The 2,728-nt window shown below is 46.9% G+C and carries 4 protein-coding genes and 2 pseudogenes; 2 read left to right on the top strand and 4 right to left on the bottom strand.

Features of this window, described 5'->3' with window-relative positions; genetic code table 11:
* The 4 genes and pseudogenes from H6F50_RS27890 to H6F50_RS07805 form a co-directional block, all read right to left on the bottom strand.
* A pseudogene (locus tag H6F50_RS27890) lies at positions 1-156 on the bottom strand (dihydroxyacetone kinase); the annotation flags it as partial.
* A 56-nt stretch (positions 157-212) separates the two neighbouring features.
* Positions 213-1,286, bottom strand: coding sequence for a dihydroxyacetone kinase subunit DhaK (gene dhaK, locus H6F50_RS07795; RefSeq protein WP_190428125.1), 1,074 nt, complete (start codon positions 1,284-1,286; stop codon positions 213-215).
* 60 nt (positions 1,287-1,346) lie between these two features.
* On the bottom strand, positions 1,347-1,772 hold the full coding sequence (locus tag H6F50_RS07800) for an HNH endonuclease (RefSeq protein ID WP_190428128.1): 426 nt from the start codon (positions 1,770-1,772) through the stop codon (positions 1,347-1,349).
* A gap of 6 nt (positions 1,773-1,778) precedes the next feature.
* Positions 1,779-2,183 carry a hypothetical protein gene (locus H6F50_RS07805; RefSeq protein ID WP_190428129.1) on the bottom strand — a complete coding sequence of 135 codons (405 nt, stop codon included), beginning with the start codon at positions 2,181-2,183 and terminating at the stop codon, positions 1,779-1,781.
* Between the two features lie 24 nt (positions 2,184-2,207).
* Here H6F50_RS07805 and H6F50_RS07810 point away from each other — a divergent pair, with 24 nt between their 5' ends.
* Together H6F50_RS07810 and H6F50_RS07815 are read left to right on the top strand one after the other, a co-directional pair.
* Positions 2,208-2,441, top strand: coding sequence for a hypothetical protein (locus H6F50_RS07810; RefSeq protein WP_190428132.1), 234 nt, complete (start codon positions 2,208-2,210; stop codon positions 2,439-2,441).
* 32 nt (positions 2,442-2,473) lie between these two features.
* Positions 2,474-2,728: pseudogene (locus H6F50_RS07815) on the top strand (hypothetical protein); the annotation flags it as partial.

The raw sequence follows: 2,728 nt of genomic DNA on the forward strand, positions 1-2,728 counted from the left end.
TAGCTGAGTCGCCACTTTTTGAAAACCCCGGTTCATATTGATGCCGTGGTCAGCATCTCCAATTGCCGCGTCTAGTTCGGTTAGATAATCCTTATTTTGTTCTAAAACTACTGCTACGGCTTGCAACCATTGCAGGATTTGTTCTTTACTGACCATATTCAAAACTCTAAACTCAGACGCGATTTGTTGCGTCTCTACAACTCTAAACTCTTTTATATTCCCCACCTTAAAGCTGGTGTCTTCACGGGTGCATCCCAAAGTTGAATCATCTCATCATCTAACTTCAGTAGAGTGATGGAAAATCCTTGCATATCCAAAGAGGTGATGTAAGGGCCAATTAAATTACGAACAATTTGAAGTTTTTTCTTTTCGCAGATTTCTGCTAATTTTCGATAGACAATGTACAACTCAGAAAGGGGAGTGCCGCCCATACTGTTGACAAAGGCAAGAACGCGATCGCCACTTTCAAACGCAGGGTCAGTGAGTTCCTGTTCCACCCATTCTCCCTTATCTGCATCCCACTCGCGCACGGTGCGGGTGTAATCTCTGTCTTCGATGATAGAAACCGCTAGCATCTCGGTAATTTCATCGGCTGACTTCAAGGACATTCGCTGTCGTCCCGGTTCTCCGTGAATGCCGATGCCGGATTCTATTTCATCATCCCCCAAACTAAAAGTTGGGCTACCTTTGGCAGGGACGGTGCAAGAAGTCAGCGCCATTCCCATGCTATGCCCGTTGAGGTTAACTTGGCGACAGAGGTTGGCAACCTGCTTGAGATCGTAACCTTGTTGGGCAGCAGCACCGCAGATTTTTTCAGCGAGTACCGTCGCGCCGACACCCCGACGCCCTTGAGTATAAAGGCTATCTTTGACGGCGATATCATCATCAATCAAGATATTGCGTACCAGAATGTCCTCTGAGTGCGCGAGTTCTGCTGCCATCTCGAAGTTCATCACATCGCCGCTGTAATTCTTGACGATATTGAGGACACCCGCACCCCCTGTAACCATTTTGGCAGCTTCCAGCATCTGGTCAGGCGTAGGAGAAGTAAAGACTTCACCCGGACAAGCCGCATCCAGCATCCCCAAACCGACAAAACCACCATGCATCGGTTCGTGTCCGCTACCCCCCCCGGAGATGAGGGCGACTTTGCCAGGAATGGGTGCCTCGACGCGATAGATAAAGTGGGGGTCAAAGTGGACTTTAATTAAATCGGGATGCGCTGCTGCCATTCCTTCCAGGCTTTCGCGCACTACATTATCGGAGTTATTGATGAGTTTTTTCATATCGTCTTAATTTCGCTGGGAATTAATTTTTAAGTTAATTAAATTAGCTTTTGTTCAAGATTAGTCAGTCGGAGGATGCCAACCACTGACTGCCCAACGCCTCCTAGCGGCCATGATAACTGGGTTATTCATTCGCAGACGAACAATTGTAGCCCGACCAATCACTGTAAGACCTTCAACCCTTGTGCTGTCAGGACTCCAGGCAAAATGGTCAGACCATATTTGCGTGCGTGGGTTGAAAAGAGTCACAGTTTCGCCCGTCAAAGGATCTATCGCCTCGGTTGAGTCACCCTTAAATTCATTGCATGAACGACAAGCTAAACAAATATTCTCAAAGCTTGTCTCTCCACCTTTAGAAACAGGCTGAATATGATCGTGCGTCATGGCAATTCCACTATTAGCTTCACTGGTTAAGCAATAGCAGCAACGCCCGCGATCGCTATCGGCGATTTGATTTCGTAAACTTTCCGGTATGTATGCAGACACGATATCTTAAGGGGTTGGCACGCGATGTCCCCGCCATCGGAGTAATACTGCTGCGTGAGCTTTTTTTAACATGAAAAGGTCAGCCTCGTGCCGCAGCGCCATTAGTTCTAAGCGTTCTCCCTCTATCAGCGTACCGCTAGAATTGCCCTCAAGCAGGGTATTATATCGTTCCATCTCTACTGCTGTTTTGCGGCTATTAACAATCTGCCATAGCGTCTTGTCATCAAGTTTATCCAAGGCAGCAATGTCAGCCTGAAACTCCTCTGGCACATCATCCCATTCCGGGGGGCTACCTATTTGTAAGGCATGAAGCATGACTTCTTCAACAGGGCGCTGCGTTGCATTAGCAGTATTAACTAAACGCTGATAGAGTATTTCTGGAATTTGAAGTGTAACAGTTTCAACTGCCATATCCAGCCTGGTGATGTTTTCTCAATGTTATGCCAGACTGCAACTTTGACTCACCAGGCAACTGCGGGGTTTGCCGTTGTTGAAATCTGGAATCCTTGTATGACTGGCAATTCAAGGATAATTTCCGCAAAGATATTGATAAATAATCGCAATAAGTCTAAAGTAATTTCTAGTTTCCTGGTTGAGCGCACCAAAGCGGCGGTTTCTCATCGTTCCGAGGCGCTTGACGTTACGACAGCATATTTAGGGTTGCTATAGCAATAAACACAAGGCAAAAGGCATCGATAGATTTGGCACCAATCCAGAAAATAGTAAAAAATCGGTTAATCGGGGAAATCTTAGGATTTATACAGCCACGACCCTCTCTGCTTGTCGGCTTAATTCTGAGCCTCCTGATTCTCCTAATTTGCCTGGTGGTCAGTATTGGCTATGGTGCAGCCGACATTTCTGCAAGCACCATTTATGCAGCGTTGACAGCGTTTGATGGGTCTGCGGATCACCTGATTATTCGGACGATTAGGCTACCGCGATCGCTCATCGCCATC

Origin of the sequence: Coleofasciculus sp. FACHB-712, assembly GCF_014695635.1 — a bacterium.
Taxonomy (GTDB): Bacteria; Cyanobacteriota; Cyanobacteriia; order Cyanobacteriales; family FACHB-T130; genus FACHB-T130.